The following is a 21,928-nucleotide window of genomic DNA, read 5'->3' as shown; positions in this document are numbered from 1 at the left end:
GTCCTGGCCGTCCTGACCTACCTGCGGGCCTGAGGGCGTCCCCGCGTCCAAGCCTCCGGATCCGCCTCGTGCGGGCGAGGTACCGGGAGGGTCCGGGATCGGCAGCATCCTCTCCAAACTCGACCTCCCTCCGGCCGACGAGACCCACCGCCGGGTCCTGGCCGTCCTGACCTACCTGCGGGCCTGAGGGCGTCCCCGCGTCCAAGCCTCCGGATCCGCCTCGTGCGGGCGAGGTACCGGGAGGGTCCGGGAGCCGACGGGCCGGCGGGCGAGCAGACGGTGGAGCCAGGCCCCGGCGACCGCGCCGAGGACCGGCGCGACCAGGTAGATCCACAGGTCGGTGGTCTGCCCGGAGAGCACGGCGGGGCCGAACTGCCGGGCGGGGTTGATCGATCCCCCGCTGCGGGACCCGAGGAGGACGATCACCAGCCCGACGGACAGCCCGATGGCACAGGGCACCCGGTGGACCCGCCCGGGACGGGCCATGACGAACCCGACGACAAGGATCAGGAGCATCATGCCGCCGGCCTCCGCGAGGAAGACGGACGCGGGGTGCCAGCCGGCCGCGGGCCTGATCGCCGCATGGGCGACCGCCGGGCGGGAGACCGCGGGACCCCAGACCAGACGCCCCAGGGCCGTGCCCGCCGCGGAGCCGGCGAACTGGCCGAGCGCGTAGGGCAGGACGGCGCGGCCCGGGAAGGCGCCCATGACCCACAGGGCGACCGTCACTGCCGGATTGGTGTGTCCGCCGCTGCGCCGGCCCGGCGGGCTGAGGATCAGTCCGGTGAGGACGATGCCGCTGATGACGCCGATGACCGCGAGTGCGGCGTCCAGGTCGGCCACGCGGAGGGCGGAGCCCGGGTCGCGCAGCCACCGGACGACCGTCACCGCGACGAACAGCAAGGCGGTGGTGAGGGCGAACTCGTCGGCGGCCCGCGCCAGGAGCAGCCGGAGGGAAGGGGCGGGAGGAACGCTGGTCACCGTGGTCTCCTCGGGACGGACCGGCGGAGGGGGCCCGGCAGTCCGGCGGGCCCCCGGATGGCCGGGGCTCAGACGGCGGGCGTGTAGTGGCCGGGGACGAGCCGGGTGGAGACCCCGAAGCGGTTCCACGCGTTGATGGTCGTGATCGCCACGATCAGGCGGGCCAGCTCGGTCTCGTCGAAGACCTCGGCGGCCCTGGCGTACACCTCGTCCGGGACGAATCCGTCCGTGAGGACGGTGATCGCCTCGGTCAGCTCCAGCGCCGCGATCTCCCGCGCCGTGTAGAAGTGCTTCGACTCCGTCCACGCCGCGAGCTGGATGACGCGCGCGGCGGACTCGCCGGCGGCAACGGCGTCCTTGCTGTGCATGTCCAGGCAGAACGCGCAGTGGTTGATCTGGGACGCGCGGATTTTGACGAGGTCGAGCAGGGTGGGCTCGAGTCCCTGCCGCGCGGCGGTGTCGAGACGGATCATGGCCTTGTAGGCCTCGGGGGCGAGCTTCGCCCAGTCCAGACGGGGTGCGTGCTCGGGGAGGCGCTGGTCGGTCGCGGGTGCTTCGTTCGTATGCCTGCCACGCTACGTACGCAGTGGCATGGGAGTAGGGTCCATTTCCATGACGGAAAACCGGACCAATTCCGCGGCCGAGCCGTCCTCCGCGTTCGGTACGGACCTCCATCTCGACCTGCGCGGACCCCGGCTGCGCGCCGGGCTCACCGATGCCCTGCGGGAGGCCGTGCGCACGGGGCGGCTGGCGCCCGGCAGCCGTCTGCCGGCGTCCCGTTCGCTCGCCGTGGATCTCGGTGTCTCGCGCAACACGGTGACCGAGGCGTACGCGGAACTGGTCGCCGAGGGCTGGCTGACCGCCCAGCAGGGCTCCGGCACCCGGGTGGCCCACCGGCCCGAGCCGGCCCGCCGGGCGGCACCCGCGGCCGCCCCCGCCGCGCCGGCCAGGCCCCGCCCCCGCCCCTTGTACGGCCTGCTGCCCGGTTCCCCGAATCTCGCCGACTTCCCCCGCACGCAGTGGCTCGCCGCGGCCCGCCGTGCCCTCACCGCGGCGCCGAACGACGCCCTCGGCTACGGCGACGCTCTCGGCCGGATCGAGCTGCGCACCGCCCTGGCCGGCTATCTGGCGCGGGCCCGCGGTGTCCACGCCGATCCGAAGCGGGTCGTCATCTGCTCCGGTTTCCACCACGGACTGCTGCTGATGGGCAATGCGCTCAAGGCGCGGGGCGTGACGGCCGTGGCCGTCGAGGCCTACGGCCTCGACCTCTACCGGGAGCTGCTGACCGGCGCCGGTCTGCGCACCCCGCCCCTGTCCGTCGACGAACACGGGGCGCGCACCGACGAATTGACGCGCCTGCGCGGAGTCGGCGCGGCGCTGATGACTCCGGCGCACCAGTACCCGACCGGGGTCGCCCTGCGCCCGGACCGGCGCACCACGGCCGTCGACTGGGCGCGGGCCACCGGTGGGCTGATCCTGGAGGACGACTACGACGGGGAGTTCCGGTACGACCGGCAGCCCGTGGGCGCCCTGCAGGGCCTCGATCCGGAGCGGGTGGTCTACCTCGGCTCGGCGAGCAAGTCGCTGGCGCCGGGGGTGCGGATCGGCTGGATCGTGCTGCCGGAGGACCTGGTCCCGGAGATCGTGGTGGCCAAGGGGTACGGCGACTACATGTCCAGTTCGCTGGAGCAGTTGACGTTCGCGGAGTTCATCACGTCGGGCGGGTACGACCGGCATGTGCGGGCGATGCGGCTGCGCTACCGGCGCCGTCGCGAAGAACTGGTCGCGGCGCTGGCGCGCAGGGCCCCCGCCGTCCGCATGACCGGTATGGCGGCGGGACTCCAGGGGGTCCTCGAACTGCCGCGCGGGACGGAGCGCCCGGTCGTCGAGGCGGCGGCGCGGCGGGGCCTGGCGGTCAGCGGGCTGGCGGAGTACCGGCACGACATCGCCGGTTCCGAGGCTCAAGTGCCGGAGCGGGACGGGCTGGTCGTCAACTACGCGGCGCCCTCGGAGAGCGCGTGGGCGGGCGCGCTGGACGCGCTCTGCGCCGTGCTGCCGTGAACCCCGCGCACCTCTCCTGGTGGGCGAGCGCGCCGGCGGCGGGGCCGTCAAGGAACGCCGGACCGGCGGGGCAGCGGCAGGAACCCCTCCGTCCGCATCCTTCGCGGTTGACATGCCGGTCCGTCGTGGACAGCCCATCTCGTAAGCGCGGGGCTAGGAAACGCCCTTGCGCAACGACTCGATGAGGCGGTCGAGATCCCCGCATGCCGTGTATCTGCGGATCGGGTCGATGTAGTCGCGTGACTCGATGATCTGACCGTCCCGCACACGCATGACGAAGACGCAGGGCACCTTGGCCACGGAGTCGTCCGGCAACGTGAACTCGTAGGCGAACTCGGCGACGATCACTTCAGGATCGGCGGTCTCGTGGACGACGACATCGACGACACGCCTCTTCGGCAAGGACTCCCGGACTTCCGGCGGCACCGTGAAGTGCTCCCGGAGCGCACGCCGACTCGTCAACGGCTCGGACTCCGGCATCGCCATCGGATGCCGGACATCGGTGACCTCGCCGTACAGGTCGGGCAACTCGCTTGAGTTCCCGTCGGCGACCCCGTGAACAAGCCGGAGGAACACCTCGCGCGGACTCAGACTCACAAGACCCCCCACGTCATACGCACAGGCGGCCAACGATCATTGTCGCCGGATGCCGGCCGTACTGCCGACTGTCTCGATCAGCAGTACCCCACCCGTCCGACCCCCACCCGTGGCGCTGGACGCCGACATGCGGTCTTCACCTGAGAAGTGCTCCTTCGACGCCAACGGCCAGGCCCCTCCGCAGGTCTCATCGTTGCCGGTCAGAAGCACTACACGCGTCTCCGAGCAAGCGGTGGACGCCGCCGCTCGTGGCAGCATGACAGCCCGAAGTCGACGCAGGCATGCTCCCGCCCTGGTACGGCAGCGGCCCCTCGGAGAGGTCGGGTGACCTGTCCGAGGGGCCGCTGCCGTGCGGGAACCGCGTCAGCGGCCCGCGGGCTTCACGACGTGCAGGGCGACCGGGACCGGCGGCACCCAGTACGGGGTGTCGGTCCGCAGCAGCAGCGACGCCGTCAGGTCGCCGGGACGCCGGATGTCGCGGGCGTCGAACGTGACCGTGAACGTCGCGCTCCCGCCCGGCCGCAGCGTCACGCGGCCGGGGTGCTCCGAAAGCCAGGCCACGTCCGTCTCCGTCTGGTCCCAGCCCGGCAGTTGCCGGGCGGTGGCCACGGGGACGGGGAAGCGGCTCTGGTTGCTGCCGCCGACCTGGTACATCCCCGGGGCGCCGCCGCCGCGGTAGACCGCGGTGGGGGCGTCCGGCAGCCGGGTCCAGCTGTCGGTGCCCGGGTCGTAGGCGTAGCCCTCGGGGGTGAGGACGCGGTTCACGCCGACCCGCTTGAAGCCGCCGGAGACCAGGAGGCGTCCGTCGGCCGCGGCGTACGATGCGGTCGCCAGGCCCACGGGCATGGCGGCGACGGGCTGCCAGCTGTCGGAGGCCGGGTCGTAGACGTAGGCCGCGCCCGTCTCGACGTAGTCGTGGTTGCCGCCGGCGCAGTAGAGCTTGCCGTTGACGGCGCCGCACGACTCCCAGCTGACGGTCTGCGGGTAGTCGGCCGCCCGGGACCATCTGCCGGTGGCCGGGTCCAGCACGAAGACGGTGCTGGAGCAGTCCGTGTTGGTGCATCCGCCGACGACGTAGAGGCGGCCGTCGAGCACGGCGGCCGCCGCGCCGTAGTGGCCCTCGGGGATGCTCGGGCCGGCCGACCACGTGTCGCGGACCGCGTCGTAGACCTGGGTGGTCGAGCTGACCTGCTCGCCCGGTCCCCAGCCGCCCACGGTGTAGAGCCTGTCACCGACGAAGCCGTGCGCGGTGGCCTGGCGCGGTTCCGGCGCGCTCGCGCCGCGGTGCCAGGTGCCCGCCGCCGGGTCGAGGACGTACAGGTCGCCGGTCGGGGTGTCGCCGTCGCCCGTGCCGAGCGCGGAGTACAGCCGTCCCGCGTGGCTCTCCACCGCGTTGTCCATCACCGCGGCCGGCAGGTCGGGCAAGGAGCGCCAGGCGGTGCCGGGCGCGGCGGAGTCCGGGCCGGTGCCGGTGCGCTCACCGAGCCGGAGGGTGAGCGGAGCGGTCCCGGTGTTGCGCACGGTGACCTTCCGGGTGACCTTGCCGCCCGGTGTCGTGGTCGCGTCGATGTGCGTCACGCGGGTCGACAGCCGCCCGGCCCTCAGCGCGAACGAGGCCTGCGACGTCCGGTCCGCGGGGACCGTGACGGTACGGGAGGAGGTGCTGTACGCGGACTTGCCCGCGGCCACCTGGTGGCTGCCGTTGCCGGGGACGAACAGCCGGTACAGGCCGTCGCCGACCCGCGGGTCGCCCGCGGTGGCCAAGGTGGGCGCGACGTTGCCGGAACCGGAGCGCACCTGGGCGCCGATCAGCCCGCGCCGGGTGTTGGCGTCGGTGACGACGCCGGTGAGCATCCCGCCCCGGACCGGGGTCAGGACGCGTTCGGCGACGGTCACGTCGTCCACCGCCCACAGCAGGCCGGGACCGGTGAAGTGGAAGCGCGCCTGCACCGCGCGCTCGCCCGCCCAGTCGCTGAGCGGGATCTCCACCCGCCCGCTGCCCCACCCCTGGTCCTGGTGCCAGACCGTGGTCCAGGTCCTGCCGCCGTCGGAGGTGACCTCCACGTCGCCGCGCTGCTCCGCGGAGCCCTCGTAGTCGGTGCTGAACGCCAGCTCCGGGTCACCGGCGCGGCCGAAGTCCCAGACCGGGCCGGTCAGTACGGTGTCCATGGCCACGTCCCAGCCGGCGTGGTCGTTGTCGGCGACGGCGAACCCGCCGGAGCCGCCGGTGTTGTTGCCCCGGCCGGCCGGGTCGTCGAACGACCAGCCGTGACCGGTGCCCGCGAGGTCCGTCACGCTCCAGCCCTTCGGCGGGCCGGACGGCGAGTCGAAGGACTCGGTGCCCAGGGTGTCCACGCGCAGCCGGTACGCCGGGTTGCCGGTGGCCCAGGTGTCGGCGGGCAGTCCCAGCCCCACCTTCAGGTCCGCGCCCCGCACGGCGATCTGCCGGGTCAGGGAGCGGTAGTCCGGGTCGTCGCCGACCACGTGCAGGGTGTACGTGTGGTTCTCGGGCAGGTCGAGGCGGTAGGCGCCGGTGACGGCGTCGGACCACACCGGGGCGCCCGGGACGCCGTCGACGGTGATCTTCGCGTGCAGCGGCCAGCCGTGCCCGGAGGCGTCGGTGACGGTCCCCGACACGCGGTGGGTGGCGAGCTTGCGCAGCGCGAGGTCCCGCGTCGCGGTGGCGCCGTCGGCGACGTCGACCTGCGTGGCCGCGCCCGGCGCGTAGCCGTAGGCGGTGATGGCGAGTTCGTGGCGGCCGGCGGGCAGCGCGAGGGTGTAGTGGCCCGCGCTGTCGGTGGTCGTGGTGAACAGGCCCGCCGTCACCGTGGCGGCGGCGACGGGTGCGTGCGAGGCCCGGTCGCTGACCGTGCCGGAGAGCGTGCCGTGCGGCCCCATCCGGAAGGCGTTCAGGCCGCTCGGGGTGCCGAGGCCGGTGGGGCCGTCGTAGCCGGGGCCCGCCGTGCACAGGTAGGCGGGGGCGCAGCGGCCGTTGCTGCCCTCGGTGACGTCGTTCAGGCCGCCGGCGGCGTACGGGTAGACGTTGGGGTGGGTGCCGGCGACCGGGGTGCCGGCGTTCGCGTACACGCCCGCGATGATCGGCGCGGAGGCGCTGGTGCCGCCGGCCACGCCCCAGCCGCCGGAGCCGTAGCTGTCGTAGACCGCGACACCCGTGGCCGGGTCGGCCACGGCCGCGACGTCGGCGACGGTGCGCCCGGCGCATCCGGTGTCGTGCTGGAAGGCGGGCTTGGGCTCGTGGAGGGAGCAGCCGGAGCCGGTGCCGCCGCCGTCGTGGTCCCACACGGACTCGGTCCAGCCGCGGGAGGTCCCGGCGCTCCTGGTGAGCGACGTGCCGCCGACCGCCGTGACGTACGGGGAGGCCGCCGGGTAGGCGACGCCGTAGCGGGAGTCGCCGGACGAGGCGATGACGGCGACGCCCGGGTGGTCGTAGTGGACGTCGGACGCGGACTCGGCCGGGTCCTCGGGGAAGAAGGCGTAGTTGGAGCCGTAGGAGTTGGAGACGTACTGCGCGCCGAGTGCCACGGCCTGGTCCACGGCGGTGCCGAGGTCGTCGACGCCTGCGGTGTCGGCCTCGACCAGCACGATGCGGGCCTTGGGGGCGACGGCGGAGACCATGTCGAGGTCGAGGGAGATCTCGGTGGCCCAGCCGGGGTCGGGGGCGGGGTAGTCGGTGCCGCCGCGCTGGTCGGCCTTGGTGAAGCAGCCGTTGGCGGTGGTGCAGGCGGGCAGGCCGTACTGGGCGCGGTAGACGGCGAGGTCGGCCTCGGCGTCGGGGTTGTCGTAGGCGTCGACGATCGCGATGGTGCGTCCCTCGCCGCCGTTCGCGGGCAGGGCGTAGGCGCTGAGCAGATCGGCGGGCCCGAAGCCCTCGGGGGCGGCCTGTCCGGCGGTCCGCAGGCCCTTCCGGGCCGGGACGTCGGTGCGCCGGAGGCCGAAACAGCTGAACTCGTGCGGCTTCGCGGGCCCGCAGAGCGGTTCGACATGGCCCGGCTGGGTGCGGGCGGACGCCTTCGGCGCGGTGGGGGCGGTCTCGGCGGCGGTCGCCGGCGCCGGCGCCGTGGCACCGAGCGCGGCCACCGCGGCGAGCACCATGGCGCTCGCCGTTCCCGCACCGAGGGCCGGCCGTCTCCCTCGACGCGGCACGATCCAGTTCACTATGGACAAAGCACAACTCCCGTGGACATCCTGCGGCGGCGGCAGACACCGCCCCTGGATCAGTGAGTTGCGTGCGGGACCGGAAAAGTTCACGGAACCATCGATGTTTCTTTGCGGATCGCCCTTCCGCCCGTTCCCGGAAGCCCTCAGCCGGGGTCCGCGAGCCAGCTCCGCACCTGCCGGCGCGCGTTGTGCAGGCGGGACTTGACCGTGCCCATGGGGATGCCGAGCTGTTCCTCGATCTCCCGGTACTCCATCTGGCAGATGTCGCGGTACACCAGGGGCGCGACGAGTTCCGGGCTGACGCTCTCCAGGCGCTCCAGCGCCTCCAGCAGGTCGACGCGCGTACCGGCGATCATGCTGGTCCGGCGCGGGTCGGGCGTGTCGGTGTCCGCCGCCGACAGCGGCTGCTCGCCCCGCCGCCGCTTGAGTTCCCGGTACTTCTGCCGGCAGCAGTTGGCGACCACGGTGTACAGCCAGGTGTGGAACTGGCTGCGGCCCTCGAACGTGCCGATCTTGCGGGCGACTTGGAACAGGACGTCCTGCGCCGCCTCCTCGGCGTCCTCCCGCTGCACCAGGAAGCGGCCGCACCGCCGCAGCACCTCCGGCCGGATGCCCACGAGCAGCAGGTCCAGGGCCGCGGAGTCGCCGGCCGCCGCACGTGCCGCGAGCTCCTCTGTCTCCTGGGCGGGCGTCACGGGGGTCCTCCTCGGACGGGTGGGTGGCCGGTGCATGATATGCCTATGCCCCCTCCTGAACAGATCGGCCGCTACCGGCTCGTGCGGCCGCTCGGAGCCGGGGCGTTCGCGATGGTGTGGCTCGCGCACGACGACTCGCTCGAAGCCCCTGTCGCGGTCAAGGTGATGGCCGAGAACTGGGCGTACCGCCTGGATCTGCGCGAGCGCTTCCTCACCGAGGCCCGGCTGCTGCGCAAGGCGGCCTCCAGCCGTCTGGTGCAGGTCTTCGACATGGGCGAGCTACCGGACGAACGTCCCTATTTCGTCATGGAGTACGCGGACCGGGGCACTTTGGAGGATCTGCTCGCCGACGGCCCCCTGCCGCTGCGGGACGCGCTGCGGCTGACCGCGGAGGCCGCCCGCGGTGTCGCCGCCCTGCACGAGGCGGGCGTGGTGCACCGGGACATCAAGCCGTCCAACGTCCTGATCGGCACCTCGCGCGACGGGGCGGAGCGCGTCCTGGTGGCCGACCTCGGGCTGGCCAAGGCGCTCGCCCAGGCCTCGGGCCTGACGACGGTCGCCGGCTCGGCCGGCTACATGGCGCCCGAACAGGCCCGGCCGGACGGAGGCGTCGACGTCCGGGCCGACGTGTACGGGCTCGGGGCCGTCCTCTACCACCTGCTCACCGGTACGGTGCCCGGCCCCGCGGGGCGGATCACCCGGCCCGACCGGCTCCGCCCGGGACTGCCGGCCGACGTACGGCGGGCCGTGCTGCGCGCGCTCCAGCCGGACCGCAGGAAGCGCTGGCCGGACGCCGGGCGCTTCGCCGCCGAACTGGAGGCACTGACCGCGCGTCACGGCCGGCCCGCCCCGGGCGGGGCACTGCGCGGGCTCCGGGCGCGCCGGCGCGCGCCGGTCCTCGCGCTGTGCGCCGTGCTGGTGGCGGCGGGGGCCGGCGGTGGGGTGCTCGCCGCCCGCGGGACCCCGCCCCGGACCCCGGCGACGAACACGGTGAGCGACGCGACCGGGCGGATCACGGTGACCGTGCCCGCCGCGTGGAGCCGCGAACTGGTCGGCGGCGGGTGGAACCCCGCGGCGCTCGGACTGCCGGACGCCCGGGAGCCCGGGCTCGTCGTGGCCGGGGACGCCTCCCGCTGGCCGGACCTGGACGCCCGGGTCGACGGCGTCTTCGTGGGACTGAGCGAGCACGGCGACCTCGCCGCCCGCGTCGGGGCCGTCCGGCACGACGTCTGCCGCCGGCAGGAGTCCCGCGGCTACCGCGGTACGCGGTGGAGCGGCCGGATCCGCCACTGGACGGAATGCGGGGCGGCCGGCGGGTCGATCGACGAGATCAGTCTGGGGCGCGACGGCACCGCCCAGCCGCAGGTGTACGTCCAGGTCCGGCAGCGCGGCGGCGGCGATCTGACCGGCCGTGTCCTCGGCGGTCTCGACATCACTTCTTGATCCGTACCGGGTTGATCCATACCGGGCAAGACCGTGAACTTCTGCCCCGGATGTGGCATCCCACTAAGAGGAGGAATGCCCTCCACCGTGACACCCGCCGACCGGACGGGACGTCGCGGCCGCACCACAGGACGAAGAAAGGCACAGACGTGGTGAACCACCTCCACGACGGAGACCCGGCGCAGCGGCACGGCGCCCGCCGCACCAGGCGGGCCGGTGTCCCCCTGCTGCTGGGCGCGGCGCTCGCCATGGCGGTCCTCACGGGCTGCGGGAAGAGCGGCACCGGCACGGGCGCCCCGCAGAACCTGCCCGGCTCCGCGAGCCCGGCCGGCGGTGACACGGCCGCATCCGCCCCGGCCTCGCAGTCCCCCGGCACCTCGTCGGACGACACCGCGACGAACCCGGCGAACCCGGCGAACCCGAAGCCTCCGTCGAGCCCCGCCACCGGCGCCGGCACGACGGCGGCCGCGAGCAACCGCTGCCACACCGCGGACCTGCGTGCCTCCATCGGCGCGAACAACCCGGGCGCGGGCCAGGAGAACTTCCCGGTCGTGCTCACCAACCGGTCCTCCCGCACCTGCACCGTCTACGGCTTCCCCGGCCTGGCGTTCGTCAATGGCGCGGGCCAGCAGGTGACCGTGGACCCGGAGCGGCAGACCGGCATGGCCAAGCAGCGGATCACCCTGGCCCCGGGCGCGAGCGCGTGGGCGCCGATGACGTTCAGCAACCCGGACATCTCCGGTGCGACCACGGTGGTCCCGGCCGCCGTGCTCGTCACGCCGCCGGACGAGCGCACGTCCCTGCGCGTGCCGTGGAGCGGCGGCAAGGTCTCCAACACCGGCAAGGCCTCGGTGCCGCGGATCGGCCCGTTCCAGGCGGGCACCGGCGCCTGATCCCGCCGGGCCGCGCGCGACGGCCCGGCGGCCCTCACTCGGGCCCGGTGCCCTCGACCAGCCGGGCCAGGTTCTCCAGGGCCATCCGCGTCCCCGTCTCGTTGTCCTCGCGGGGCACGGCATCGGGAATGCCCTCGTGCACGATGACGACGTCGGTCCCGCCCTCCACCGCGGTGAGCGACGTCGTCATCGTCATGGCGCCGCTCAGCGCGGCGTCGCCGGTCTCGAACTCCAGGATCTCGACAACCAGTTCATCGGGCACAAGACGCGCGAAGTGCCCGTGGTAGGTGTCCGTGTGCGCGCCGGACTTCCCCTCGCCCCGCTGTCCGTCGTACGTCAGGGACACCCGGAAGCGGCCGCCCTCGCGGGCGTCGAAGGCGTGGACGTGCCCGCTCATGCCGGCCGGTACGCGCCAGCGCGCCACCGCCCGGGGGTCCAGGAGCGCCCGGTACACCGCGGCGGGCGCCGCGCTCATGTGCCGCGAGACCTGTGTGGAGTACATGGGGGCCACCCTAGGGCGTGTCGTCCGGGGCGGGCGTCATCCCGTGGCGGCGAGGGGCGTGCCGGGCAGCCGGACCGTGACAAGGAGACCGCCGCCGGGGCGGGCGACGAGGTCGAGGGTCCCGTCGTGGGCGCGCACGATGCTGTGCACGATGGCCAGGCCGAGGCCGACACCGGCGTGCTCGTCGGTGCGGACCCGTTCCGTTCCGCGCTGGAAGGGTTCGGTGAGCGTCGGCACCAGGTCCGGCGGGAGCGGGCGGCCCGTGTTCCCGACCCGCAGCACGCTCGTGCCGCCGTGCGCCTCGGTGTGCACGGTCACGGTGCCGCCGGCCGGAAGGTTGTGCACCACCGCGTTCTGGACCAGGTTCGTCACCACCCGCAGCAGCAGCTCCGCGGAGCCGCTCGTACAGGCCGCCCCGCCCGTGACGGTGAGCGTGATCCCGCGCTGTTCGGCGAGGGGAAGCAGCGTTTCCGCGGCCTCCTCGGCGACCAGAGAGAGGTCGACGTCCTCGCGGGGGAAGGTGCCGCGGTCGCCGCGGCTGAGCAGGAGCAGGGCCTCGGTGAGGTCGATCGCCCGCGTGTTGACGGCGTGCAGGCGCTCGATGAGTTCGGCCCGGTCCCGCGTGGGGTCCTTGCGGGCGACGTCGAGGAGCGCGCGCGAGATCGCCAGCGGGGTGCGCAGTTCGTGGGAGGCGTTCGCGGCGAACCTCTGCTGCGCGGCGACGTGGGACTCGAGTTGTTCGAGCATGGTGTCGAACACGTCGGAGAGCTCGCGGAATTCGTCCTGGCGGCCCTTCATCCGGATCCGGTGCGCCAGCGATCCGGCACCGGCCCTGCGCGCCGCCTCCCCGATCTGCGTCAGCGGTGCGAGCATCCGGCCCGCGAGAAGCCATCCGCCGACGAGGCCGAACACGAGCAGGAAGGCCATCGCGACGGCCGCGGCCGGGACGAAGGTGTGCACCAGGAGATAGCGGTTGGGCGAGATCCCGAGCAGGCCCCGGGGCGTGTCGGGGACGTAGCGCAGCAGGAAGGCCCACACCACGCCCATCAGCAGGGCGCCGGCGACCGCGAGGAACGCGGCATAGCTGAGGGTGAGCCGCATCCGGACGCTGAGCCCCGGGGGTCTACGCATGCGTGCCGCCGGCGTCGATGCGGTAGCCGACGCCCGGCACCGTCGCGATGAGCCACGGTTCGCCGAGCCGCTTGCGCAGCGCGGAGACGGTGATGCGCACGGCGTTGGTCAGCGGGTCCGCGTTCTCGTCCCAGGCCCGCTCCAGCAGTTCCTCGGCGCTGACGACACCGCCCTCGGCGGCGACGAGGATCTCCAGCACGGCGAACTGCTTGCGGGTGAGCGCGACGTACCGGCCGTCGCGGAAGACCTCCCGGCGGAAGGGGTTGAGCCGCAGGCCGCCGATCTCGTGGACCGGGGGCCGGGCGTATGCGCGTCTGCGGTCGAGCGCCCTCAGCCTCAGGACGAGCTCCCGCAGCTCGAACGGCTTGGTGAGGTAGTCGTCGGCACCCAGCTCGAACCCGGAAGCCTTGTCGTCGATCCGGTCGGCGGCGGTGAGCATCAGGATCGGGATGCCGCTGCCGGACGCGACGATGCGCCGGGCGACCTCGTCCCCGGAGGGGCCGGGGATGTCCCGGTCGAGGACCGCCAGGTCGTAGGAGTTGACGCTGAGCAGTTCCAGGGCGGAGTCACCGTCGCCGGCGATGTCGGCGGCGATGGCCTCCAGCCGGAGACCGTCCCGGACGGCCTCCGCGAGGAAGGGCTCGTCCTCCACGATCAGTACACGCATGCCGGAAGCCTAAGCAGCCCGGCATATCGCCGGTGTATCGCGGGGACGCGCGCAGGGGGCGGACGGGTCAGCCGGCCGCCGCGGGCACGGGACGGGGATCCTCCGACGGCGCCTCCGCCCCGGTGCGCCACCAGCGCCTCGACGCCAGCGCGGCCAGCCCGGCGCCCGCGGCGTTGACCAGTACGTCGTCCACGGACGACACCCGGTCCAGCCACAGCACGTACTGGGCCGTCTCGACCAGGACCGAGCACCCCGCCCCGAGGGCCAGGACCCTCGGCACGGACGCCAGCGCCGCGAACCGCGTCGGGGCGAAGAACCCCAGCGCCGCGAAGACCAGCAGATTCCCGGCGATTCCGAGCGGGCCCATCGTGACCAGGTCCCTCAGCGGGACCAGGCTCACCCGGCGCGGGGCGACACCGGGCCCGGCGCCCGGCATCATCGTCAGCCAGACGAGCGGCAGCGTCCCGTGGACCATGCCCACCTCGGCCAGCGACGCACGCCACGCCCACGCCCGGCCGGCGCCCGCGGCCCGCCGGACCCGCGCCAGGACCCACACCAGCAGCACGGCCGGCGGCACGGCGACCAAGGTCATCAGCACCACGCCGTTGAACGTGTCGTAGCAGCCGTGCCACCGCCCGGCCATGCACATCGGGGCGGACATCATGAGCGGCCGCCGCACGGCGAACACGGCGCCCGCGAGGGCGAGGACCGCGAGGCCGGGGAACACGATCCCGCGTGCGCGGCGGGGCGGCGCCGGCAGGGCTGCGTTGTGGTTCATGCCCCCATGGGAAACGACAGGCTGTTGCGAGGGCGTATGCGGTTTTCGATACGCCCGCGATACCCGGGGCCACCCGCGTACGGCTCCGAGCCCGATCTGGACGGAGTGGCGGTCCCGCCCGCGACCGGAGACCCCGGGGGGCTTTCCACTGCGGCGCCGTGTACTGGAAGTCTCGTGCCAGGCACATGAACTTCCGTGCCACGCTCGCCAGGATTCCGGCGAATGCACGGAGGACCGCCGCACGCATTCCCCACGTGCCGCATTCCGGTCTCCCGTTGACGGGGATCACTTTTCCGGAATACGTCACCGCCTGATCGCGCAAGGCGATCCGCTAAATCCGGTGGCAGGTTGGGCCGGGATTGCCGGCGACGTCGGGGAGGCGCCGGGTCAAAACGCTTGACGTCGTGCGGAATCGCGTGCCGTGGATGCGGTTCCGCCGGGCCGACTCCCGAGCCCGGCGCGGCACTCGCGATTCGATTCCGTCACGGCTCGAAGCATCTGCGGGCGGCGGCACCGCGTTCCCGGAGTCAACGCAGGTCACGAGCCCCAATGGCCACCAGGGCCCTGATCCACAGGGCCTGTTCACGGAATGCCGAGCCCCGCTTGGTGGATGGTGCCACTGCCCGCTTCCTCGTCTCCCGTACGGGGAATAGCTGTTGTGCCCCCGGTCGGGCGCTCCGCGATTCTCCCCGGCGCAGGAGACGGGCTCGCGTTCCGTGCGCGTGATCACCCGCAGGGAACCGTCCGGCCGATGAGGACGCGCCGCGCCGCTCACCCGCAGAACCGTCATCGACGGCATTCCGGAAAGCAAGGCCGCGCCCGTCCCGGTATTTCTCCTCCACAGCCCCGCGGACCGTCCTTTCAAGCCCCTGGCCGGACCGGAGAGGGTCCTTAAGCTCTCGAGCGCAAGATCAGCAAGGATCGGGAGGTTCTTCTTCATGTCCATACCCCGCATGTCCGCCCGCGCAGGGCGAGGGCGGGTGCGTGCTCGTGTGGCAGGGCTGGTGATGGCCGGACTCACCCTGGCCCTGCCCACCACCGCCGTCACGGCGACGGCCGCACCGTCCGCGAGCGCCGCGGCCCCGGTCGCCCCGACGGCCGCCGCGTCCGACTGGCCGTACGCGGGCGGCGACCTCGCCGACACGCACAACTCGGCGTCCGAGCGCACCATCGGCACCGGCAACGTGGCCGGCCTGAAGGCCAAGTGGACCTTCACCACGGGGGACAGCGTCTCGGCGACGCCGACCGTCGTGGGCGGCTACGTGTACGCGCCGGACTGGGCAGGCAACCTCTACAAGGTGCAGTCGACGACCGGTCAGAAGATCTGGAGCCACCGGATCAGCGACTACACCGGGATCGCGGGAGACATCTCGCGGCTCACCCCGGCGTACTGGAACGGGACGCTCGTCACGGGCTCGGGCGAGCAGCGCAGCAACAGCACCGCCGGCGCGTTCCTCTTCGGGATCGACGCCGTGAGCGGCACCGGGCTCTGGAAGACCCAGATCGACGCGGACCCCGCCGCCATCGTGACGTCGTCGCCGGTTGTCGCCGACGGTGTCGTCTATGTCGGCGTGTCGTCCAAGGCCGAGCGGTTCGCCCCGCCGTACACGTTCCGCGGCAGCGTCGTCGCCCTGGACGCCGCCACCGGCAAGAAGCTGTGGAAGACCTATGTGATCCCCGAGGGCTACACCGGCGGTGCCGTGTGGGGCAGCAACCCGGTGGTCGACGCGAAGACCGGCCTGGTGTACGTCGGAACGGGCAACAACTACACGGTGCCTCCGGGCGTCTGCACCTCCCCCGACGAGACCGACTGCGATCCCGGGGCGGCCGACAACTACCAGGACTCCATCGTCGCGTTCGACCTGCACACCGGCAAGATCGCCTGGGCCACCAAGACCCTGACCGCCGACACCTGGACCGTCGGCCAGCGCTTCGGTGACGACTTCGACTTCGGCTCCTCGCCCAACCTCTTCACCACCACGGTCAACGGCAAGGCCACCGAGCTGCTCGGCATCGGCCAGAAGAGCGGCGTGTACTGGACGCTCGACCCGGTCACGGGGAAGATCGTCTGGGCCACGGCGGTCGGTCCCGGCGGCAACCTCGGCGGTCTCCAGTGGGGTTCGGCGGTGGACGGCAAGCGCATCTACGTCGCCAACACCAACACCAACCACCTGCCCGTCACGCTGACGTCCGCGACCGGGCAGAAGTCGACCACCACGGGCGGTTTCTGGGCGGCTCTCGACCCGGCCACCGGCACCATCCTGTGGGAGACCGCGACGCCCGACGCCGCGTCCCCCATGTCCTTCGTGTCCAGCGCCAACGGCGTCGTCTACGGCGGCTCCACGAATCCGGCCGGCAACAACATGTACGCCATGGACGCCGCGACCGGCGCGATCAAGTGGGGCTTCCCCAGCGGGGGCGCGGTCCTCGGCGGCGCGTCGATCGTGGACGGCTCGGTCTACTGGGGTTCCGGCTACCACACGCAGAACATGGGCCCGTTCTTCCCGGCCAAGGGTGACAACAACAAGCTCTACGCCTTCTCCCTGCCGCAGACCCTCCCGCAGACGGTCTACGTCTCGCCGGCCGCCGTCGCCTCGGCGGCGGACACCAGTTGCAGCACTCCCGCCTTCACCTCGATCAACGCGGCCGTCAAGGCGGTGGCCGGCGGCGGCCGGGTCGTCGTGTGCAACGGCACGTTCCACGAGAACGTCGCGGTCACCAAGCCGCTGGCCCTCGAGGCCCGTTCGAACGTCACCATCGACGCGAGCAACCTGATCAACGGCATCGAGATCAGCGCGCCCGACGTCACGGTCACCGGGTTCACGGTGAAGAACGCCGTCGGCGAGGGCATCCTCGTCAACAGTGTGAAGAACACGACCATCGCGAACGTCATCGTCTCGGGCAACAACACCGGTACGGGCCCGGGCGCGATCGCCAACGCCTACACCTCGTGCGGGACACCCGCCGAGCCCGGTGACTGCGGTGGAGGCATCCACCTGCTCGGCAGCTCCAACGCCACCGTGCTGTCCAGCACCGTCAGCGGCAACGGCTCTGGGATCGTCATCAGCGACGAGACCGGTCCCGCGACGGGCAGCAGCTTCAGCGGGAACGCCGTGCACGGCAACGCCTCGGGGTCCGGCTTCACCCTGGTCTCCCGCAACGGCGCGGCGGCTCCGGGCGGCGTGCGCACCCCCGGCGCCGGTGGCGTCTTCGGCAACACGATCTCCGGCAACAACATCTACGACAACGGACTCACAGCGGGCGGAGGCGGTGTCACCCTCGCGTCGGCCGTGCCCGGCGGCGCGGTCTACGGCAACACCGTGCAGAGCAACGTCGTGACCGGCAACGGCTGGGCGGCCGTGGCCGTGCACGGCACCGCGTCCGGCGTGGACCTGGGCGGCAACGTCATCGCCAACAACCAGATCGGCACCAACAACACCGTCGGGGACACCGCCACCGGCGCCGCCGAAGCTCTGCGGACCACGGGTGTGCTGGTGAGCACCGTGGACCCGCTCTCCCTCCAGATCACCGGAAACACCATCGCCGGCAACGTCTTCGGCATCTGGACGCACGGCCCGGTCTCGGCGGGCAACGCCGCCGGCGCCAACACCTTCAGCAACGTCACGACCCCGGTGTCGGCCCACTAGGACCCACCTGCGCACAGCGCCGCCGCGTCCCGCCGAACACCGGTTCGGCGGGACGGGGCGGCCTTACGCTGCCGGCTGCCGGCCCCCGGGCCTCGATCAGCGGGCGAGCGAGCTCGGGGTCTCGCCGAACTGCCGCTTGAAGGCTCGGCTGAAGTGACTCACATCGGCGAAGTGCCATCGAGCCGCCACGGAGGAGACGGTGTACCTCCCGTCCATGGTGACGAGTTCTTCGCGGGCCCGCTCCAAACGGCGCCGCCGCGCATAGGCCATCAGGGATTCGTCGACGTCGGCAAACGCCCGGTGCAACGTGCGAACGGAGACCGACAGCGTCCTCGCTATCTCGGCGGGGGACAGCTGAGGGTCCAGGAGCCGGGCTTCCACGCAGTCACGGGCGGCGGTACGGAGCGAAGGACGGAGAGCGGAATCGGCGGAAATCCCACGCGCCATCAGTGCGCCCGCCAGCAATTGCAGCACGGACTGCTGGGCGGCCCGGACACCTGCCGGGCTCAAATCCGCCCGCGTCTCACGGATCAGATGGAGCTGCCCCAGCAACAGCCGCGCCTCGGGGGCCTTCTGCGAAATGAGCGTGAGCGACGGCAGCCGGTCGAGTCCCGTCGCGGTCAGGTGCTCGGACGGCAGCAGCAGGACCCGCGCCCGCGAACCGGGCCGGTACGCGAACTCCCGCGGGACCTGCGCGTCCCGTACACACAGCGTCCCCGGTGGGACCTGGACGGTGCGGCCCGCCTCGGTGAGGCTCAGCCCGCCGCTCCGCATGATGTGGACCACCGTGCGCCGCTCCGCGGCCCGCTTCAGGCCGACGACGCCCTCCACCGCGTCGCCGTATTGTTCGCTCACCCCGATATCCCCGATCGAGGACGATTCCAGCCAGCACCGGTAATGGCCCGTCGTGTACTGCCGGGGAACCCGCAACGAATGCACCTGCCAGGGGCGGTTGTCGTTCAGGGTCCGCCAGCGCTGTCCCAGCAACTCGTCGCGCCGCTCATGTGCCAGGGGGACCTCGATGTGCATACGAGGTGAACCGGAATGAGACGGAGGGCCGACGCACGTGATGCCTGACATATTCACATCGAAATTGTATCCGCCCGCGAGTCGACACCGCCGGCATGCACATCAGGAACTCATTCACGCCCAGGGAAGGCTGTTTTCGGTCAGTATTCCAGCGGGGCCGCCGATTGAATCCGGACGGCGCCAATGCGACACCCCGTCACGCGGGGAGGAAACCCGGCCACCAGGGCGGGACGTTGCCCGGGCACACGGGATCGGGGTAGGAGTCCGGCATGCCGAGCCATGTCACGAGGAACCAGGTGAACCCCACGGTCAGCACGAGCCCCGCGGCCAGTGCCGCCCCTTGGTGACGTCTGCCGAGGGTGCCCTGCAACATCACCCACGGAACCGCCGCGGCGACCCAGACGAGGGGGGCGAGCAGCAGCAACACCGTGCTGCCGGAGGCCGCGTTGACGCCGACGTCGCAAGCAGCCCACGCCCGCCCGATCACGGTCACGGACACCCCGGCGGAAAGCGCCCCGAAGAGGGCGCCGTACCGGATCCCCCTCGACCACGGCGCCTTCGTACGCGACGGCCCGTCCCCCATGATCGCCCCGCCTCTCCTCGTCGCCGGCACGGAGCCCAACGCCTGCGCGAGGCTACCGCGTGTGGCTGATGCGGACGACGGCAAGCGATACATCTTCCTGGACCCCGACGGTTCCGGCTCGGGCCAGGGCTGGGTGCACGTCATCGTGGCGGCGCCGACCGGCGTGGTCCACCAGAACCAGGGCGGGGGATTCGGCTGCGTGCAGTACCAGCAGGAGGGCTACCTGATCCCCCTGCTCGGGCGGGACCTGGACGACGACCTGAAGGCGATCTTCGTCGGGGAGTTGAAGGGTCAGGGTTACAGGCGGCTGGACCGGCCGCCGGACCTGCTCGCCCGGCTGAGGGCCGCGGTCGCCTTCTTCGTCCGCGGCTCCGCGAACCGCGACGACCAGTTCCCGACGCCGCTGGTGCTCGACGAGTCCCGTCTGGCCGAGGCCGACGAGGCCTGGGTCCCGGTGCTGACCCCTGACGGTCCCGGGGTTCTGGTCTGGGAGAACTCCGACCAGGAGCCGGTGCGGCCCGTATGCCCTGGTGATGCCGCGGGCGCCCGTCGCACGGCCTCGGGCGACGCGGGTCCCCCGCCCGCGCGGGGCTCTCTCTCAGGATCGCCCGGTACGGGTGTCCCGGCAAACGCGGTGGCCCACCGCAGGTGCCGGCCCGGTCCGCCTGCGGGAGTGATGCGAACCCGTGGCACGGCGCGCAGTCTGGAGGTGGGGCGCGCGGTGCGGGCGCGAGCGGCACGGCCGGCACGGCGGCGTCACGGCCGAGGGCAGGCAGGATGGGAAGAGGCCCCATGGACGAGCATCCGCTGATCGGGGACCACGGGCTGATCGGTGACCTCCAGACCGCCGCGCTGGTCTCCACCGAGGGGACGATCGACTGGTTCTGCAGCCCGCGTTTCGACTCGCCGAGCATCTTCGGAGCCCTGCTCGACAGCGAGAAGGGCGGCCACTGGACGATCACGCCCAAGGCCCCGGCGTACGCGGCGAAACAGCTCTACTACCCGGACACCTGTGTGCTGCTCACCAGGTTCATGACCGAGCAGGGCGTCGGTTCGGTCGTGGACTTCATGCCGCCCGCGTCGCCGAGCCGTCCGACGGACCGTCACCGGCTGGTCCGTATGATGCGCTGCACACGCGGCGAGATCTCCTTCGACATCGACATCGCCCCCCGGTTCGACTACGGCCGGCAACCGCACGAGGTCACCACGTCCATGGGCGGCTGGCATTTCGCCGGCCGGGACAGGGAGATGACCGTTCATGTGGTGGACGCCCCCGGCGACGAGTGCGTGGGCGACCGGAGGATCCGCGCCGGCGACGTGTGCATGACGGTGGACCTGCGCGAGGGCATGACCCGCGGCCTGGTCCTGGAGACCTTCGCCGACGGACCGCCACGCGTCGTCCCGCCCGAGGAGTGCGAGCGGCTCCTGGAGGACACCATCGCCTTCTGGCACAACTGGCTGGCGCGGTCGCGCTACACCGGACGGTGGCGGGAGATGGTCAACCGCTCCGCGCTGACGCTCAAGCTCATGACGTACGCCCCGTCCGGGGCGATGGTCGCGGCCCCGACGACGAGTCTGCCGGAGCAGGTCGGCGGCGAGCGCAACTGGGACTACCGCTATGCATGGGTCCGCGACGCCTCGCTGTCCCTCCATGCGCTGCTGGGGCTCGGATTCGCCGAGGAGGCCGTGGCGTTCACCGAATGGCTGGGCGACCGCGTCCAGGAGTTTCCCGGTCCGGGCGAGCACCCCCTGAAGGTCATGTACCGCGTCGACGGTTCCTCCGACCTCGCCGAACAGACCCTCGGGCACTGGGCGGGCCACCGGGGCTCGGCTCCGGTGCGGGTCGGCAACGGCGCCGCCGACCAGTTGCAACTCGACCTCTACGGATCGGCGCTGGAGTGCCTTCAGTTCGCCGACCAGCAGGGGCTGCCCACGACCTGCCGCATCTGGCAGGCGCTGATCGACACCGTGGACTGGGTGTGCGAGAACTGGGACCGCCGCGAGGCCGGGATCTGGGAGACCCGGGGAGGCGACAAGGAGTTCACCTACGGACGGCTCATGAGCTGGATCGCGCTGGACCGGGCCATCCGCATGGCCGCCCGCAGCGGCCGCCCGGCCGAGGTGCAGCGCTGGACGAGGGAACGCGACGCGCTCTACTGGCAGATCCAGCGGCGGGGGTGGAATCCGCGGCGCGCCGCCTTCACGCAGTACCTGGGCAGCGACGTGCTGGACTCCGCGCTCCTGCGGATGCCGGCGGTGGGGTTCATCCCCCCCGCAGGACCCCCGGTGGCTCTCGACCCTGGACGCGATCACCAAGGACCTCGTGTCCGACGGCCTGGTGTACCGGTACGACCCCTCTGCCTCCCCCGACGGCCTGCTCGGGTCCGAAGGCACCTTCTCGGCCTGCACGTTCTGGTACGTCGAGGCCCTCGCCCGCTCCGGCCGCCTGCACGAGGCCCGGCTCGTCTTCGAGAAGATGCTCACCTATGCCAACCATCTCGGCCTGTACTCGGAGGAGATCGGGCTGACCGGTGAGCAACTGGGCAACTTCCCGCAGGCGCTGACGCATCTGGCGCTCATCAGTGGCGCACTGAGCCTGGATGCCCATCTCGACGCCGCCAGGCCGGGTTTCCCTCCCACCTCGATGGTCCCGGCCCCGTTTCTCCAGACCCGGCCGATGACGCCCCCGGCCGGCGGTCCGCCCGTCTCGCCGACCACCCCCTATCCCCCGGGCCATGTCAC

16 protein-coding genes and 2 pseudogenes are annotated in these 21,928 nt (G+C 72.5%); 7 read left to right on the top strand and 11 right to left on the bottom strand.

Annotation, left to right across the window (positions count from 1 at the left end; genetic code table 11):
• Positions 1–97 precede the first annotated feature (97 nt).
• A pseudogene (locus ABZ883_RS08870) lies at positions 98–187 on the top strand (DNA-binding response regulator); the annotation flags it as partial.
• Here ABZ883_RS08870 and ABZ883_RS08865 read toward each other — a convergent pair.
• Positions 172–981: an aquaporin gene (locus tag ABZ883_RS08865; protein WP_360903808.1), complete on the bottom strand. Its 810-nt coding sequence runs from the start codon at positions 979–981 to the stop codon at positions 172–174. The pseudogene ABZ883_RS08870 and the gene ABZ883_RS08865 overlap by 16 nt on opposite strands.
• Before the next feature lie 68 nt (positions 982–1,049).
• Entirely contained in the window at positions 1,050–1,493 is a 444-nt protein-coding gene (locus ABZ883_RS08860; protein ID WP_360904075.1) for a carboxymuconolactone decarboxylase family protein, read from the bottom strand.
• A gap of 100 nt (positions 1,494–1,593) precedes the next feature.
• Here ABZ883_RS08860 and ABZ883_RS08855 point away from each other — a divergent pair, with 100 nt between their 5' ends.
• Entirely contained in the window at positions 1,594–3,042 is a 1,449-nt protein-coding gene (locus ABZ883_RS08855) for a PLP-dependent aminotransferase family protein (RefSeq protein ID WP_360903805.1), read from the top strand.
• 153 nt (positions 3,043–3,195) lie between these two features.
• Here ABZ883_RS08855 and ABZ883_RS08850 read toward each other — a convergent pair whose 3' ends face one another.
• From ABZ883_RS08850 to ABZ883_RS08840, 3 genes are all read right to left on the bottom strand, one after another.
• Positions 3,196–3,618 carry a nuclear transport factor 2 family protein gene (locus tag ABZ883_RS08850; RefSeq protein WP_360904072.1) on the bottom strand — a complete coding sequence of 141 codons (423 nt, stop codon included), beginning with the start codon at positions 3,616–3,618 and terminating at the stop codon, positions 3,196–3,198.
• A gap of 384 nt (positions 3,619–4,002) precedes the next feature.
• A complete protein-coding gene (locus tag ABZ883_RS08845; RefSeq protein ID WP_360904069.1) occupies positions 4,003–7,815 on the bottom strand; it encodes a kelch repeat-containing protein in 3,813 nt (1,270 codons plus the stop codon).
• 146 nt (positions 7,816–7,961) lie between these two features.
• Entirely contained in the window at positions 7,962–8,549 is a 588-nt protein-coding gene (locus ABZ883_RS08840; protein WP_360903802.1) for an RNA polymerase sigma factor, read from the bottom strand.
• A 9-nt stretch (positions 8,550–8,558) separates the two neighbouring features.
• Between ABZ883_RS08840 and ABZ883_RS08835 the strand changes: the two genes are divergently transcribed.
• A complete protein-coding gene (locus ABZ883_RS08835; RefSeq protein WP_360903799.1) occupies positions 8,559–9,956 on the top strand; it encodes a serine/threonine-protein kinase in 1,398 nt (465 codons plus the stop codon).
• Positions 9,957–10,105: 149 nt separating this feature from the next.
• Positions 10,106–10,849, top strand: coding sequence for a DUF4232 domain-containing protein (locus ABZ883_RS08830; protein ID WP_360903796.1), 744 nt, complete (start codon positions 10,106–10,108; stop codon positions 10,847–10,849).
• Positions 10,850–10,883: 34 nt separating this feature from the next.
• Here ABZ883_RS08830 and ABZ883_RS08825 read toward each other — a convergent pair whose 3' ends face one another.
• The 4 genes from ABZ883_RS08825 to ABZ883_RS08810 form a co-directional block, all read right to left on the bottom strand.
• Positions 10,884–11,351, bottom strand: a complete 468-nt coding sequence (locus ABZ883_RS08825) for an SRPBCC family protein (RefSeq protein ID WP_360903793.1) — start codon at positions 11,349–11,351, stop codon at positions 10,884–10,886.
• Positions 11,352–11,387: 36 nt separating this feature from the next.
• On the bottom strand, positions 11,388–12,482 hold the full coding sequence (locus ABZ883_RS08820) for a HAMP domain-containing sensor histidine kinase (protein ID WP_360903790.1): 1,095 nt from the start codon (positions 12,480–12,482) through the stop codon (positions 11,388–11,390).
• Positions 12,475–13,149 (bottom strand): response regulator transcription factor, encoded by a 675-nt coding sequence (locus tag ABZ883_RS08815; RefSeq protein WP_360903787.1) that lies wholly within the window; start codon positions 13,147–13,149, stop codon positions 12,475–12,477. Before ABZ883_RS08815 ends, ABZ883_RS08820 begins: the two co-directional genes overlap by 8 nt.
• Positions 13,150–13,216: 67 nt before the next feature.
• A complete protein-coding gene (locus tag ABZ883_RS08810; RefSeq protein WP_360903784.1) occupies positions 13,217–13,927 on the bottom strand; it encodes a VanZ family protein in 711 nt (236 codons plus the stop codon).
• A 992-nt stretch (positions 13,928–14,919) separates the two neighbouring features.
• On the opposite strand from ABZ883_RS08810, the gene ABZ883_RS08805 reads away from it, so the two are divergent.
• Positions 14,920–17,574, top strand: a complete 2,655-nt coding sequence (locus ABZ883_RS08805; RefSeq protein ID WP_360903781.1) for a PQQ-binding-like beta-propeller repeat protein — start codon at positions 14,920–14,922, stop codon at positions 17,572–17,574.
• Between the two features lie 96 nt (positions 17,575–17,670).
• Here the strand turns inward: ABZ883_RS08805 and ABZ883_RS08800 are convergent, their stop codons facing one another.
• Both ABZ883_RS08800 and ABZ883_RS08795 read right to left on the bottom strand, forming a co-directional pair.
• Positions 17,671–18,603, bottom strand: a complete 933-nt coding sequence (locus tag ABZ883_RS08800) for a helix-turn-helix domain-containing protein (protein WP_360903778.1) — start codon at positions 18,601–18,603, stop codon at positions 17,671–17,673.
• 196 nt (positions 18,604–18,799) lie between these two features.
• Positions 18,800–19,186 (bottom strand): hypothetical protein, encoded by a 387-nt coding sequence (locus ABZ883_RS08795; protein WP_360903775.1) that lies wholly within the window; start codon positions 19,184–19,186, stop codon positions 18,800–18,802.
• Between the two features lie 61 nt (positions 19,187–19,247).
• Between ABZ883_RS08795 and ABZ883_RS08790 the strand changes: the two genes are divergently transcribed.
• On the top strand, positions 19,248–19,997 hold the full coding sequence (locus ABZ883_RS08790) for a DUF6210 family protein (protein WP_360903772.1): 750 nt from the start codon (positions 19,248–19,250) through the stop codon (positions 19,995–19,997).
• Positions 19,979–21,800 (top strand): annotated as a pseudogene (locus ABZ883_RS08785) (glycoside hydrolase family 15 protein); the annotation flags it as partial. The gene ABZ883_RS08790 and the pseudogene ABZ883_RS08785, both read left to right, overlap by 19 nt.
• Positions 21,801–21,928: the final 128 nt, after the last annotated feature.

The organism is Streptomyces sp. NPDC046977 (genome assembly GCF_040644455.1).
GTDB lineage: Bacteria > Actinomycetota > Actinomycetes > Streptomycetales > Streptomycetaceae > Actinacidiphila.
The sequence above is the reverse complement of the archived record's forward strand: the minus strand, read 5'-3'. Positions and strand labels throughout refer to the sequence as shown.